This is a genomic window from Chryseobacterium sp. C2(2020) (assembly GCF_014218915.1).
Taxonomy (GTDB): Bacteria; Bacteroidota; Bacteroidia; order Flavobacteriales; family Weeksellaceae; genus Chryseobacterium; species Chryseobacterium mucoviscidosis.
Genome location: NZ_JACLCT010000044.1, coordinates 18,375 through 31,756 on the forward strand (window position 1 = coordinate 18,375; position 13,382 = coordinate 31,756).

At 34.9% G+C, this 13,382-nt stretch carries 14 protein-coding genes; 8 read left to right on the forward strand and 6 right to left on the reverse strand.

Features of this window, described 5'->3' with window-relative positions; genetic code table 11:
- Positions 1-69 precede the first annotated feature (69 nt).
- On the reverse strand, positions 70-714 hold the full coding sequence (locus tag H6W52_RS18485; RefSeq protein ID WP_116099054.1) for a hypothetical protein: 645 nt from the start codon (positions 712-714) through the stop codon (positions 70-72).
- 197 nt (positions 715-911) lie between these two features.
- On the opposite strand from H6W52_RS18485, the gene H6W52_RS18490 reads away from it, so the two are divergent.
- Entirely contained in the window at positions 912-1,154 is a 243-nt protein-coding gene (locus tag H6W52_RS18490; protein ID WP_116099053.1) for a hypothetical protein, read from the forward strand.
- A gap of 100 nt (positions 1,155-1,254) precedes the next feature.
- Here H6W52_RS18490 and thiL read toward each other — a convergent pair whose 3' ends face one another.
- Both thiL and H6W52_RS18500 read right to left on the reverse strand, forming a co-directional pair.
- Positions 1,255-2,316, reverse strand: a complete 1,062-nt coding sequence (gene thiL, locus H6W52_RS18495) for a thiamine-phosphate kinase (protein ID WP_116099052.1) — start codon at positions 2,314-2,316, stop codon at positions 1,255-1,257.
- Positions 2,317-2,389: 73 nt separating this feature from the next.
- Positions 2,390-2,884: an acyl-CoA thioesterase gene (locus H6W52_RS18500; RefSeq protein ID WP_116099051.1), complete on the reverse strand. Its 495-nt coding sequence runs from the start codon at positions 2,882-2,884 to the stop codon at positions 2,390-2,392.
- A 176-nt stretch (positions 2,885-3,060) separates the two neighbouring features.
- On the opposite strand from H6W52_RS18500, the gene H6W52_RS18505 reads away from it, so the two are divergent.
- The 5 genes from H6W52_RS18505 (at position 3,061) to H6W52_RS18525 (ending at position 7,680) form a co-directional block, all read left to right on the forward strand.
- Positions 3,061-4,266 (forward strand): NAD(P)/FAD-dependent oxidoreductase, encoded by a 1,206-nt coding sequence (locus H6W52_RS18505; protein WP_116099049.1) that lies wholly within the window; start codon positions 3,061-3,063, stop codon positions 4,264-4,266.
- 17 nt (positions 4,267-4,283) lie between these two features.
- Positions 4,284-5,585 carry an alpha/beta fold hydrolase gene (locus tag H6W52_RS18510; RefSeq protein ID WP_116099048.1) on the forward strand — a complete coding sequence of 434 codons (1,302 nt, stop codon included), beginning with the start codon at positions 4,284-4,286 and terminating at the stop codon, positions 5,583-5,585.
- Between the two features lie 15 nt (positions 5,586-5,600).
- The gene (locus H6W52_RS18515) at positions 5,601-6,011 is read left to right on the forward strand and encodes a hypothetical protein (RefSeq protein ID WP_116099047.1); all 411 of its coding nucleotides are present in this window, start codon (positions 5,601-5,603) and stop codon (positions 6,009-6,011) included.
- Between the two features lie 116 nt (positions 6,012-6,127).
- Positions 6,128-6,766, forward strand: a complete 639-nt coding sequence (locus H6W52_RS18520) for a DUF2306 domain-containing protein (RefSeq protein WP_116099046.1) — start codon at positions 6,128-6,130, stop codon at positions 6,764-6,766.
- Positions 6,763-7,680: a YARHG domain-containing protein gene (locus H6W52_RS18525; protein WP_116099045.1), complete on the forward strand. Its 918-nt coding sequence runs from the start codon at positions 6,763-6,765 to the stop codon at positions 7,678-7,680. Before H6W52_RS18520 ends, H6W52_RS18525 begins: the two co-directional genes overlap by 4 nt.
- A 112-nt stretch (positions 7,681-7,792) precedes the next feature.
- Here the strand turns inward: H6W52_RS18525 and H6W52_RS18530 are convergent, their stop codons facing one another.
- A complete protein-coding gene (locus H6W52_RS18530) occupies positions 7,793-8,203 on the reverse strand; it encodes a DUF2809 domain-containing protein (protein ID WP_241277948.1) in 411 nt (136 codons plus the stop codon).
- Between the two features lie 266 nt (positions 8,204-8,469).
- Between H6W52_RS18530 and H6W52_RS18535 the strand changes: the two genes are divergently transcribed.
- Both H6W52_RS18535 and H6W52_RS18540 read left to right on the forward strand, forming a co-directional pair.
- A complete protein-coding gene (locus H6W52_RS18535) occupies positions 8,470-8,901 on the forward strand; it encodes a hypothetical protein (protein ID WP_116099044.1) in 432 nt (143 codons plus the stop codon).
- A 40-nt stretch (positions 8,902-8,941) separates the two neighbouring features.
- Positions 8,942-9,373, forward strand: a complete 432-nt coding sequence (locus tag H6W52_RS18540) for an energy transducer TonB (RefSeq protein ID WP_116099043.1) — start codon at positions 8,942-8,944, stop codon at positions 9,371-9,373.
- Between the two features lie 8 nt (positions 9,374-9,381).
- Here H6W52_RS18540 and mutS read toward each other — a convergent pair whose 3' ends face one another.
- Together mutS and H6W52_RS18550 are read right to left on the reverse strand one after the other, a co-directional pair.
- Positions 9,382-11,973: a DNA mismatch repair protein MutS gene (mutS, locus tag H6W52_RS18545; protein ID WP_116099042.1), complete on the reverse strand. Its 2,592-nt coding sequence runs from the start codon at positions 11,971-11,973 to the stop codon at positions 9,382-9,384.
- 97 nt (positions 11,974-12,070) lie between these two features.
- Positions 12,071-12,937, reverse strand: a complete 867-nt coding sequence (locus H6W52_RS18550) for a cupin-like domain-containing protein (protein WP_116099041.1) — start codon at positions 12,935-12,937, stop codon at positions 12,071-12,073.
- Positions 12,938-13,382: the final 445 nt, after the last annotated feature.

The following is a 13,382-nucleotide window of genomic DNA, read 5'->3' on the forward strand; positions in this document are numbered from 1 at the left end:
TTTTTATAAGATCTTTAGTAAATCTTTCCTCAAATGCTCCAAATCTTGAAAGACTCTCTCTACATTCATTTACCAATTAAAACTTCTTTCAACATAAGTATTTTCAAAAAGATTCCAAGAAATACTGTCTGCATTTTTTAGAATTACATTGTTCTTTTTATGAACAAAAATTTTTATTAATTCTCCCGCATGATGATAGCCGTTTAAAACAATAGCATGAATGAATTCCGAATCCAAAAGACTTACATATTTTTTAAACTTATCCGCTTTTTCATCCTCAAGAAAGCTTAAATCTAAATCATCAAAAATCACCGTATGATCAACTATGATTTGGGCTAAATGTTTTGCGTTATTAAAAACTGTAAAACTCCTGAACATTTTTTCTGTAGAGTTAACATCAGACTTTAGAACATCCAAATACACTTTCCTTCCGGAATTTAAATGAAAATCTTTTTCATATTGTTTCATTTCCTTCGGAATATCTAGTTCGTATCTTCTGAAAGCTCTTTTCCATTCATCTATTTTAGACAGAATATTATCCTCCGAATATGCCCATAGAAACGAATACATCTTTTTGTCTTTTTCAAAATAATCATCAATATGCAGATTTTCATTTCGGTCATAAAAAATCCATGAGGTTATATATTTGAAAAGGATTGATTCATCTAAAATTTTAGATAAAAAAAAATTTTTCTCATCAATAAAGAATCTCATTTGTAAATCATTTGACTGTTGCAAATTAAACAAAAAAACCACTACAAAATCATTGCTTCGCAATATTTAAATTCCCTTCACACTACAAATTTTTTGCATATAATACTTCTATGATTCATCATTATTAAATCATTCTGAATTTCTTATACATTATTGGTCTGATTTTTGTTGAAAAAGACAAAAAAACATTCTTATAAATGAAAAAGAGATTATTTTCAGCAGCATTGATTCTTTTATTGGGAATCGGTGTATCTGCACAAAAAACAAATTCTGTAAAGCAAGAGGTAAAAAAAGATGCCAAAAAAGTAGGAAACGCTGTTAAAGACGGCGCAGAATGGACCGGTAAAACCGCAGAAAAAGGTTATGATGCAACCAAAAAAGGGGTTAAAAAGCAGCAAAATGGACCAAAAAAACGGCTAAAAAAGGTGCAGATGCGGTAGACAAATCCTACCAGAATGTAAAAGCAGACATTAAGAAAGATTAATTACTAAAAAACCACCGCTATTGCAGTGGTTTTTTAATATCTAAACAGTAAATTATCTATCCTTGCTGATTTCCCAGAAAAGCGTCCCAACCCTGCGCTGTTAAAGCAACCAGTTGATTAGAACCTCTCGCCACCATAAAATTTCCGTCTTCTTTTTCAACGGCATGACCGATGATGGTAAAATCCGGATGGTTTTTAATTTTATCAAAATCATTTGGCGAAATCGTGAATAATAATTCATAATCCTCCCCTCCGCTTAAAGCAGCCATCACAGGATTTAAATTGAATTCATCCGCTGTTGTAATCGTCAAATTATCCATCGGAATTTTTTCTTCATACAATCTGAATCCTACTTTCGACTGATCTGAAAGGTGAAGAATTTCAGAAGCCAGACCGTCAGAAACATCAATCATAGAAGTTGGTTTAATGTCCAGTTGTTCTAAAATTCCTTTTACGTCGGTTCTTGCTTCAGGCTTCAACTGTCTTTCCAGAATATAATCGTAGCCTTCCATTTCCGGCTGCATATTCGGATCGGCCAAGAAAACAGCGTGTTCTCTTTCCAGAATCTGAAGTCCCATATAAGCACCTCCTAAATCTCCGGTTACTACCAAAAGATCGTTTGGTTTTGCCGTACTTCTTTTCACAATATGCTCATCATTCTCCATCCCGATTGCAGTAATGCTCATTACCAAACCGGCATTGGAACTTGTTGTATCTCCGCCAATTAAGTCCACTTTATATCTTGCGCAAGCGGTCTGAATTCCGGAATAGATTTCTTCCAAAGCTTCCACCGGAAAACGGTTGGAAACGGCAAGAGAAACCAAAATCTGAGTTGGCGTTGCATTCATTGCTGCAATATCGCTGAGATTTACAACAACCGCTTTATAGCCTAAGTGTTTCAAAGGCACATATCCCAGATTGAAATGAACACCCTCCGCCAAAACATCTGTTGTAAGAACCACTTTCTTATTTCCGGGATTAATTACTGCCGCATCATCTCCCACTCCAAGCTCCGAAGATTCGTTGGATAGAGGAAAATGCTCCGTTAAATGTTTAATTAAACCAAATTCTCCCAGTTTGGAAATTGGCGTTAATTCTGGATCTTTATCTTCAAACATAAATTAAAATATCATTGATGATTAATAACTGATAAATGATGTCTAAAATCAGGCATCATTTATCAATTATCATTTATTTAGTAAATACTGCCGGATCAACATTTTCCGGACGGAAAGGAAGTTTTTTGAAATCTTCTCTTGTTAAAATTACCGTTTCCGGAGATTTATATTTGTTCATGGCTTCCACCACATCATCAGGCGGCGTGGTCATTTTTCTCAGCATCATATCGATCCAGACTCCGGTTGCTTCTGCAGTGGCACAATGTTCTCCGTCGGTTGTGTAAAATTTGTGTACAAAACGGTAAATAGAACAGTCATCTGCACAACCGTCAATTTCAAGACTTACAATCACAGTCTGGTCTGCAAATATTTCTTTGAAGAAAGAAAATCTTTCGTGCATGATTACCGGACCGATTCCCCATCGGCTCATTTGGGTAACGCCCATTTTTTCCTGCTTCATAAAAGCCATTCTGGTTTGCGCACAATACTGTACGTAAGATGAATTTGCCAGATGTTTGTTGGCATCAAGATCGCTCCAGCGAACTTCAAATGTATGGTAGAATTTCATTTACTTTTTGTTTTAAAATATAAATTGTGTGATTTTTTATCACAAAAATCATTTTTTGTAGTCAATAATTTCACTGTAAAAATGAAAAATTATATTCTTCAAAATTACTCAAATAAGATGGTTTATAAAAATTGTAGTTTTGCAAAAGTAATCTTGAGCATAAGATTAAAAGTATTATGAAGCAAATTATCATTATCGGAGGTGGTGCGGCAGGTTTTTTCGCAGCATCGAATCTGGACGAAACAAAATATAAAATTACCATTCTTGAGCAGAATTCGGACGTTCTTCAGAAAGTAAAAATTTCGGGAGGAGGACGCTGTAATGTGACTCATGCCTGTTTTGACCCCAGAGAACTGGTACAGTTTTATCCCCGCGGAAACAAAGAGTTGCTGAGTGTTTTCACCAAATTTCAGCCGGGAGATACGATGGATTGGTTTGAGCAGAGAAATGTTCCGTTAAAAATAGAAAATGATAACCGTGTTTTTCCGGAAAGCAATTCTTCGCAGACGATCATCAATACTTTTCTACATGAAATTCAGCAGAAAAATGTTGAAGTGAAAACCAAATGTTCTGTAAAAGAAATTGAAAAATCGGGTGAAAAATATATCGTTAAGACCAGTTTAGGTGATTTTGAAGCTGATTTTATCATTTATACAACCGGAAGCTCGCCAAAATCTCTGAAAATGATCGAAAATTTAGGTCATAAGATTATTGATCTGGTTCCCTCGCTTTTTACTTTTAACATTAAAGATGATTTGCTGAAAGATTTAGCCGGAACAAGCTTTGAAATGGCGGAAACTTCTATTCCAAAGTTAAAAACCGAAGAAAGCGGACCTTTACTGATTACGCATTGGGGACTTTCGGGACCTGCCATTCTGAAAATTTCAGCTTGGGAAGCACTCAATCTGGCGAAAGTAAAATACAATTTTGAAATTGAAGTCAATTTTATTTCCAAATCAATCGATGATGCGGAAGAATTATTTCTAAACTTCAAACAATCGAATCCAAAGAAAACCATCGGGCAATCAAAGATTTTTGATATTACCAACCGATTCTGGCAGAGAATTCTGGAGGTTTCAAAAGTGGATCTGAATAAACAGGTTGCCCAGATTTCAGGAAAAGAAATGCAGACTATTCTTGAAAATCTATGCAAAAAGAAATTTAATGTCACCGGAAAATCGACGTTTAAAGATGAATTTGTAACGGCAGGAGGCGTTGATTTAAAGGAAATTAATTTTAAAAACCTGTCTTCGAAAATTTTGCCTAACTTTTACGTTGCCGGAGAAGTCTTAAATATTGATGCGGTAACCGGCGGATTTAATTTTCAGGCGTGTTGGAGTGAAGCGTGGCTGATTGCGCAGGATTTGAATAATATTAATTAACATAAAAAACATATACAATGAAAAAAATTATTAGCTTACTCATTTTATGGTTATCCCTAGGAATTCAGGCTCAGGATAAACCTGTAGTTTCTGACTGGACGGCAATTACACAATCTTTAAAAGTGCAGGATAAACAAAACTGGAAATTTCGGGTATCCGCAAAAATCAGAAAAGAGAACGACAATAATGCCAAATGCGCTATTTGGGCTAGAATTGATAAATTGGATAATAGTACTGGATTCTTTGAAAATCAGGCTTATTTGGATATAAAAGTTACCTCGGAATGGAATTCTTATGAAATAAAAGGAACCGTAAATCCAGATGGAAAAACTCTTAATATTGGTGCATTTGCAGAAGACAACGGAGATTTTTATTTTGATGATTTTAAACTTGAAGTTCTTAATTCTAAAACTGCAAAATGGATGAATATTCCATTAAAAAATGCAGGATTTGAAGAAGAAATAGCTTTCGAAAAAAACTGGGCAGAAGGAATCGGAAGAAATAAAATAACCCATGTAAAAAATTTCAGCATTACTGCTTCCGATAATAAGCCTTTTACCGGAAAAAAATCTTTACTGATTAAAGCACGCAACATCATCGGTAATATGCCTCACGGAAAGTTTGCAGAGGTTAATGGCATCAAAATGTATTATGAAACATACGGTGAAGGAGAACCTCTTTTAATGCTTCACGGAAACGGACAGTCGATCAGTGCATTCATGAATCAGGTTGATGATTTTTCAAAGAAATATAAGGTAATTATCGTTGACTGCAGAGAAAGAGGAAAATCTACTTATGATAAAACAAAAGAGCTTACTTTTGATATTCAGGTGGAAGATCTGAAACAGTTTCTGGATCAGCAAAACATCAAAAAAGTAAAAATCCTTGGTTGGAGCGATGGTGGAATTCTTGCGATTTTAATGGCTTTACAACATCCTGATCTGGTTGATAAAATTGCATGCTCCGGAGCTAATATATTTCCTGAAGGTGTAACGGATGAGGAATTCAAAGATTCTAAAGAAACACTTGCCCGACTTATCAAAGAAAATAAAAATGGTAAGAATGATGTCTATATCGATCTTTATAATCTGGATTTAAAATATCCTAACTTAAAATATGAAGACCTAAAAGCAATTCAGTGTCCATCTTTGATCATGGCAGGAGATAAAGATGTCATAAAAACGGAGCATACAGTAAAAATTGCTGAATCTATTCCAAAAGGTCAATTAGCAATTATTCCTAATTCGACACATTCGGTTGTTGTTGAAAAACCGGAGCTTTTCAATTCTTTGGTGATGGATTTTTTTGAAGGTAAATAATTTTATAAATATAACATGAAAAAATTACTCGTACTTGTTGTACTAATTAGTTCTATAAAAATTTTTTCACAAGAAACTGTTGTTGTGAAACCAGAAACAAATCCTTCGAACGATACAGTTTATGAAAAGGTAGATAAAATTCCTGAATATCCAGGAGGAATAAATGCTTTTAGAACAAATTTCAGCAAAACCTTTGATGGAAGTAAAATAAACGCCAAAGGCATGATAAAGTCTGAAGCGCAATTTGTAATTTCCAAAGAAGGAATCATTACTGATATTGTAATTATTGGTGCCAATAAATCTATGAATAAGGAAATGGAGCGATCGATAAAAGCAATGTCAAAAACAAAATGGATACCTGCAGAAATCAATGGACAGTACGTTAAGTATAAATTTAAGTTACCTATTACAATGAATTTTGAGTAAGAAAAATAGTAGATAAAGAATGAAATTTAGTGAAGAATCTTTAATTATTATAACTTAGATTCTTCCTTCGTCAGAATGACAACTGACCGTCAATTTTATAAAATGTAAATTATCAAATGCTTTCCGTCAAAAAAAATATTTCGAACACCTTTAAAATCCTTTTAGTTATTGGATTTGGATATTTCTTTTGGCTGATGCTGAAAATTACGTTAGAATATATTCCGTTGCGCTCTGATGTGAGTTTTTTAATGATCAAACAGACGGAAATTACCAACAGACCGGAATATCTTTATTTTTTCTATACACACGTCTACACAAGCATTTTTGTTTTGCTTTTTGGATTTTTAGCGATTCTCAGGAAAGATTTCGGCATAAAAAATTTCCACAAAAACATAGGAAAGATCTACATTTTTCTGATTTTGTTTTTCGCGGCTCCGTCCGGAATTTACATGGGAATTTTTGCCAACGGCGGAATTTTATCGAAGATTTCTTTTGTCATTCTCGGCTGTTTGTGGTGGTTTTCAACTTTTAAAGCCTATCAGTTTGCCCGACAGAAAAAATTTAAAGAACATAAACAATGGATGTGGCGTAGTTTTGCGCTGACACTTTCCGCGGTAACATTAAGAATGTGGAAGGTAATTATTGTATATTTATTCCAACCGAATCCAATGGATGTTTATCAGATCATAGCATGGTTGGGCTGGATTCCGAACATCTTATTAATTGAATATTTAATTGCAAAAAAATACATATGAAAATTTTAAAATTATCGTTAATTTCCTTATTTACAATTGGTTTAACCGCCTGTAAAAAGGATGTAAAAACAACAGATCCTTCAAAAGACAGTCTTACAGCAAAGAAGGATTCTGTAGTTGTTCCCGAAGTTTACAAAGAATATTACGGAATTTATATGGGCGATTTCGCGGGAAAAGAAATGATTCAGCCGGAGATCGGAGAAGCGTATGAAGGTGAAATTTATAAAAAAATTGCCCTGAAAATCAACAGAATTACCAAAGACAGTGTATATGGACAAAGTATTGTTGATGGAAATCAAAGACCATTCAGAGGCGTTTTTAACGAAACTTCAAAATCCTTTATTCTGGATGAACCCGGCAATGATAAAACAGACGGAAGATTTGAGGTAAAATTAAACAACGACAGTCTTACCGGAAGCTGGAATGCCTTTAATAAATCAGCGGTAAAAGCGCCGAATAAAACATTAAAGCTTGTTAAAAAACAGTTTGTATATAACCCGAATTTCATGCTGAATGAAAACAATGACCTCATCGATTGGGAAAATCCAAAAGATTTCGTAGAAAAATATACCGACGAAGAAACCGGAAAGACTGAAACCTACACCGAATCCAGAAACAGAATTGCTTCAGATGCCGTTTTTAAAATCAATGCCTCCAAGCAGAAATTAACGGAAAAAGATCTTAAAAACCTCAGAAAACTGGATATGGAAATCATTAAAAATGCTGTTTTCGCAAGACACGGCTATGCTTTTAAGAAACAGACCTACCGAAATTTCTTTGAGCAGACCGACTGGTACATTCCGGTTTCCAATAATGTAGACAACGAGCTTTCTCCTCTGGAAAAGGAAAACGTAGCTTTACTGAACCGCTTCATCAAATACGCTGAAGATAAATACGACAGTTTCGGAAGGTAGTTTAAATAATTAAGAGATTTTTCGACAAGTTCGTGATGACACGTGTCAATTATTCTGCTGCAATAATAGTTGGTATTAGCGAAATGTTATCCTGAACCCAAAGAAGAACCCATTAATTTAAACCATTCATTTTCTGAAATTTAACAAAAACAAAAAGCAATAAACATCCAACGAAGTAGCACAGAATATCAATCCACGAAAACGAATTTCCGATCACGATATACATCAGGCTTCCTTTCTGGAAGCCTAATTTTTCTGCAATATTGAAATATTGGGCAAATTCTATTAGAAAAGAAAAAATCAGGATACTGAGAATCAATTTTTTATTATCTTCAATTCTGAAAAATGTTTTGATGAAAGTATAGATCAGCATCACAACAATCACATCTCCGAGATAGGCTCTCACAAAGAAAATATCTTTGAGTTTAGTGGCGATTAAAACTTCCGTCAGAAATATAAAAACGGTAGCCAGAAAATATGTATAATTAAATGTAACCCGAAATGCCAATCCTTTTTCTTCCACTTGTAGTCCTTTTTATGTATTATGTAGGTTTTATAACCCTCACAAAATTAAAAATAAAGCAGATTGATAACGATAACAAAACTCATTTTCTGAGATTTTTTTCAGGGTTTATCGTGATGGCTCTTCTTGCTTTATTGATTTTACTGATAAGATGGATCATTACACCACATCAACCCAATGATTTTCACTGATTATTATTAAAAAATCAATTTTCATTCGGCTTTATTTTTGATGCTTTAAAATATTATTTCTCATAACACAATTATATGAAAAAGCTGATTATTTTTTTAGGCTTATGGTTAAGTTTCTCATTATCTGCACAGACCAAGCAGTATAATTCAGTAAAAGAACTTCCGGATTACGCTGTTCTAAGGACGAAAATGAAACTTGATGATGTCTACACCAAGGCAGATACTCCGGCGGAATTTCCCGGTGGAATGGAAACGTTCAAAAGGGAATTTTCAGAAAAAATGGACGTTATCGATGTAAAATCAAAAAAAATAAATACCCGAGTTTATTTGATTGTCGAAAAAACAGGCTATATAAGATATGTAACTGCATTAGGAGACGATCCGAAACACTCCAAAGCCGCAGAAATTGCTGTAAGAAGACTTTTTGTAAAATGGAAACCCGCAACAATCAAAGGAGAACCGGTAAGATTTCTTTATACTTTTCCGCTTACTTTGAAGAAATTTTAAATTTCGTTTGCAATTAAAATTTATTTTTGCAAAAACTTTAATGATGAAAATAATTCCATTTTTAGCTGTATTTTTTCCTATGCTTATCTTTTCTCAGGAACAACCCATCCAAACAACTCAGCTTAACGAACTTTTGATTACTGAAAAAAATGGCAGGGCGACGATTGATGCAGAAAAGCCGGCAACATTTCCTCTTGGGGTAACAGTATTGAGAAATAAAATCGCTAAAAACTTCAGAATGCGAAAAGTACACAGTAATGCTGAAACAGAATCCTGTTCAATTACTTTTTTAATTGATAAAGAAGGTTTTGTGACAGAAGTAAAGGCATACGGAGACAATGAGAGCTTTAACAGAGAAGCTGAAAGAGCTCTTTTAAAAATTAAAGATAAATGGACTCCTGCTGAACTTAACGGAGAAAAAGTTCGTTACAGATTTCGAATTCCTTTAACAATTTCTTTTAATCAGAAATAACAGAAAAACTATCCGCCAATCATTTTCTTTATTGCATTCAGCTTCATCAAAGCTTCAATAGGAGTTAATGTATTGATGTCGATTTTTGTTAATTCTTCTTTAATGCTTTCCAAAACCGGATCGTCTAACTGAAAGAAAGACAGTTGGATATTTTCTTCCGTAACGCGCTTGATCTTTTCAGAAGAACCTCCGCTTTGGGAACGGCTTGCTTCCAGCGTTTTCAGAATTTCATTGGCTCTGTTCACGACTTTGGAAGGCATTCCCGCCAGTTTTGCCACATGAATACCGAAACTGTGCTCACTTCCTCCCGGAACCAGTTTTCTTAAAAAGATGATATTTCCTTTATTCTCCTGAATCGAAACGTGGAAATTTTTCACACGCTCAAAACTTACGGTCATTTCATTCAGCTCGTGATAATGCGTTGCAAACAGTGTTTTTGCCTGAGTCGGATGTTGGTGAAGATATTCCGCAATCGCCCAAGCAATCGAAACACCATCATAGGTAGAAGTTCCGCGCCCGATTTCGTCGAGTAAAATTAAACTTCTCTCGGAAATATTATTCAGAATATTCGCTGCCTCGTTCATTTCCACCATGAAAGTCGACTCACCCGCAGAAATATTATCCGTTGCGCCAACTCTTGTAAAAATTTTATCCAAAATCCCGATTTCCGCATGTTTTGCCGGAACAAAACTCCCTATTTGCGCCAAAAGACAAACAATCGCCGTCTGTCTAAGAATCGCCGACTTACCCGCCATGTTCGGTCCGGTTACCATGATAATCTGTTGAGAATCTTTATCTAAGAAAATATCATTCGGAATATATTTTTCGCCTAAAGGAAGTGCATTTTCTATGATCGGATGCCTTGCTTCTTTTAAATCGATGGCAAAACTGTCATTTAAAACAGGTTTGGTATAACTCTCAGAAACAGCCAGTTCGGACAAACCAACCGCAACATCCAACTGTGCAATAATTTTAGAGTTTTCCTGAATCTGATCAATATGAACCATCGTTTCGGAACACACATTTCGGTACAGTTCGTTTTCTAAAACTCCGATCTTCTCTTCAGCTCCAAGAATCTGATTTTCATACTCTTTCAGTTCTTCTGTAATGTAGCGTTCTGCATTTACCAGCGTCTGTTTTCTAAGCCAATCGCCTGGAACTTTATCTTTATGGGTATTTCTGACTTCAATATAATAACCGAAAACGTTATTAAAATCGATTTTCAGACTTGAAATTCCTGTTCTTTCGATTTCTCTTTGGCACATTTCGTCCAGAAAACCGCGACCTTTGGATTGCAGTCCTCTCAAGCGATCCAGTTCTTCGGAAATTCCTTCTTTAATGACGTTTCCTTTCGATAAATTCACCGGAAGCTCATCATTCAGATGATTCTGAAGGCATTTTATCAATTCATCCTGATCGTACAACGGATCCAGCCAAGCCAGAATATCGGCATGAGGATGAAGCAACGCTTTGATTTTATGGATATTGATTAAACTCTGGCGAAGATATCCCAGTTCTTTCGGTGAAATTTTTTCCGCTGCCAGTTTTCCCATCAGTCGATCCAGATCGGAAATCGATTTTAATAATTGGGAAATTTCATATTTAAGATGATCGTTTTCGTTTAAAAAATCAATTAAAGACAATCTTCTGTTGATTTCATCTACCGATTTTAACGGTAAGATTATTCTTCGTCTCAATAATCTTCCTCCCATCGGAGTGGATGTTTTATCGATAATATCTAGTAATGATTTCCCCTGCGGATTGCTTGGATACACAATTTCAAGGTTTCTAAGTGTAAAATTATCCATCATCAGAAAATCTTCCTGCGGAATAATCTGAATTTTGGTGATGTGAGACAGCAAATTATGATGGGTATCTTCCACCAAATAAGCGAAAATCGCTCCTGCTGCGGTAATTGCCAATGGCTGATTTTCCACTCCAAAACCTTTTAACGAATTGGTTTTAAAGTGATTCGTCAGTTTTTCATAGGCAAAATTATACTGATACGCCCAGTCTTCAAGTTTAAAGGTATTTTTATTTTTAATCTGTTCCGGAATCTGCACACTTCTTTGGTAAATGATCTCACTCGGATCAAATGTATTGACGATATGAAGCAGTTTTTCCAGATTTCCTTCACTCACCAGAAATTCCCCTGTAGAAATATCCACCAAAGCAATCCCGAATTTTTCTTTTTCTTTATGAAGAGAAAGAAGAAAATTGTTCTTTTTTGAATTTAGAACCTGATCATTAAACGTAACTCCCGGTGTTACCAGTTCCGTTACTCCCCTTTTTACGATTCCCTTCACCATTTTCGGATCTTCCAACTGGTCGCAGATCGCAACTCTCATTCCCGCTCTCACCAGTTTTGGCAGGTAAGAATCTACCGAATGATGCGGAAAACCAGCCAGTTCAATATGACCTTCTCCATTGGCTCTTTTCGTTAAAACAATTCCTAAAATCTGTGATGTTCTTACGGCATCCTGCCCGAAAGTTTCATAAAAATCCCCTACTCTGAATAGCAAAAGTGCATCAGGATATTTCGCCTTGATGGTATTGTACTGCGTCATTAACGGGGTTTCTTTCTTCGCTGCCTTTGCCATTACAATCGTTCTTAAATTTGGGTCGTAAAAGTATGAAATAAAATAGTAGAAGTAAAGTCTGAAACTTACAACTTAAAAAAAGAAATTTCTTTTATCATTAAGAATGTTTAGCCAAAGCTTCCGAACTTTTCTTATATGCCCACTTCTGTTTGTAATTCACCCACTTTGCTTTAAAAATTTTGCGCATGATTTTATCGGTATATCGCATGATAAAAACATGATACAGCATATTCGCGAAAACATTCGGTTTATTGGGTAATGCACGAAGCGACATTGAAAACCCGGGTTCTAAATATCGGTTAAAATGCCAGAACGCGCCGGGAATAAAAAGGGCATCACCATGCTCCATGAAAATTTCAAAACCTTTGGCGTGTTTCAAGGCAGGAAATTTTTCATAGTCCGGATTTTCGTAATCTATATCATAAATGGTATGAACAGACAACGGAACTTTGTACAAAAATGCAGATTGTTTCTGATCGAAAAGCAGAATTCTCTTTTTTCCTTCAAAATGAATGTGCAGAAAATCTCCCAAGTCCACATCATAATGCATCAGAACATGCGCTTCACTTCCTCCGAAAAATAAGGTCGGAAGACGTTTGAAAAATTTCATTCCCAGATCAGGATACGTAAAGTTTTTCAGCAGTTCCGGAAGCCGGTCTGTAATGATGTAAAAGAAAATCCTGAGATCGGAAGGTTTACTTTTTATCGTATCAATATAATCCTTCATTTTCATTCTGGTAACCGGAGCATCGCTGCTTTTATTGGCATCGGCAGGCTTATTATCATACAAAGGAACTTCCTGTTCTCCAGCCTTTTCACGGATAAAATCAAAATTCCATTTGTCGAAGGCATCCCATCGGCTCGCAAAATTTTTAATCAGAAGCGGTTTATGCTTTCTGAAATAATTTTTCTGAAAATCTTCTTTACTGATATCGTTAACAACATCTACACTTTCGAGAATCATTTGGTGTGTATTTTTTAATGTGAAATAAAAATAGTGTTTTTCTGAAATTTGGTGAAATTTTAAAGATAATATAATGTCACAAGGATTTTTTACAAAATTAAATTTTATTGAATATAGAATTGGCAGAATTCGTTTTTAACGCGACGTTCGCAAAGATTCTTTTTAAATGCTGAAAATATTCTTCCGTTCGCTAAGGCGTTTCACTCAGCTAAGGATGATTGCTATAACTTGCTAAACTCAATGTTTTTACAATTAAAAGATATCTCTTATCCCTTTTTCAACGCCTTTTTTTTCAACTAATTACTTTTGCTATCATTTGCTGAACACAATGCCTTGGCGATCAAAAAATATACATAAAAATTAAAATAAATGTATTTGTTATTTTAAAATATATAATTGTTTATTTAGTTTTAGAAAAAGCAACTTTAAAGAGTTTTCCAGCATA

What these genes read in the sequence shown, in the direction of transcription:
- H6W52_RS18485 (WP_116099054.1), bottom strand. Translation starts at nt 714, where the DNA reads ATGAGATTCTTTATTGATGAGAAAAATTTTTTTTTATCTAAAATTTTA.
- H6W52_RS18490 (WP_116099053.1), top strand. Translation starts at nt 912, where the DNA reads ATGAAAAAGAGATTATTTTCAGCAGCATTGATTCTTTTATTGGGAATC.
- thiL (WP_116099052.1), bottom strand. Translation starts at nt 2,316, where the DNA reads ATGTTTGAAGATAAAGATCCAGAATTAACGCCAATTTCCAAACTGGGA.
- H6W52_RS18500 (WP_116099051.1), bottom strand. Translation starts at nt 2,884, where the DNA reads ATGAAATTCTACCATACATTTGAAGTTCGCTGGAGCGATCTTGATGCC.
- H6W52_RS18505 (WP_116099049.1), top strand. Translation starts at nt 3,061, where the DNA reads ATGAAGCAAATTATCATTATCGGAGGTGGTGCGGCAGGTTTTTTCGCA.
- H6W52_RS18510 (WP_116099048.1), top strand. Translation starts at nt 4,284, where the DNA reads ATGAAAAAAATTATTAGCTTACTCATTTTATGGTTATCCCTAGGAATT.
- H6W52_RS18515 (WP_116099047.1), top strand. Translation starts at nt 5,601, where the DNA reads ATGAAAAAATTACTCGTACTTGTTGTACTAATTAGTTCTATAAAAATT.
- H6W52_RS18520 (WP_116099046.1), top strand. Translation starts at nt 6,128, where the DNA reads ATGCTTTCCGTCAAAAAAAATATTTCGAACACCTTTAAAATCCTTTTA.
- H6W52_RS18525 (WP_116099045.1), top strand. Translation starts at nt 6,763, where the DNA reads ATGAAAATTTTAAAATTATCGTTAATTTCCTTATTTACAATTGGTTTA.
- H6W52_RS18535 (WP_116099044.1), top strand. Translation starts at nt 8,470, where the DNA reads ATGAAAAAGCTGATTATTTTTTTAGGCTTATGGTTAAGTTTCTCATTA.
- H6W52_RS18540 (WP_116099043.1), top strand. Translation starts at nt 8,942, where the DNA reads ATGATGAAAATAATTCCATTTTTAGCTGTATTTTTTCCTATGCTTATC.
- mutS (WP_116099042.1), bottom strand. Translation starts at nt 11,973, where the DNA reads ATGGCAAAGGCAGCGAAGAAAGAAACCCCGTTAATGACGCAGTACAAT.
- H6W52_RS18550 (WP_116099041.1), bottom strand. Translation starts at nt 12,937, where the DNA reads ATGATTCTCGAAAGTGTAGATGTTGTTAACGATATCAGTAAAGAAGAT.